The sequence below is a fragment of the Pseudoalteromonas sp. SIMBA_162 genome (assembly GCF_046535955.1).
GTDB lineage: Bacteria > Pseudomonadota > Gammaproteobacteria > Enterobacterales > Alteromonadaceae > Pseudoalteromonas > Pseudoalteromonas marina.
On record NZ_JAWJBQ010000201.1, the window covers coordinates 1 to 314 of the forward strand.

Sequence of the window (314 nt, forward strand, 5' to 3'; positions counted from 1 at the left end):
GAGCTGCTCGAGCACTTCTCGCGGGAACCGGCAGCACTGGCGGATGCCCCGCTGGCGAAGCTGCGTGAGCTGTTCTCCAGCCACAGTGTCGATGACGAGACGATCCTCGAGGTCATCCGTGAGGCGCACCATCGCACCGGTGAGATTCTCGATCCGCATACGGCAACCGGCTATCGTGCGGCTGAGGTCTGCCGCACCGATAGCGCGACGCCGATGATCACGCTGGCGACGGCGCATCCGGCCAAGTTTGCCGAAGCTGTGGCGCGTGCCGGCTTTGCTGGCGTCGATCTGCCGCCGCATCTGCATGACCTGCT

General features: G+C 65.3%; 1 pseudogene. It reads left to right on the forward strand.

Going from position 1 to position 314, the window contains the following annotated elements:
- Window positions 1-314: pseudogene (locus tag R0J88_RS19360) on the forward strand (threonine synthase); the annotation flags it as partial.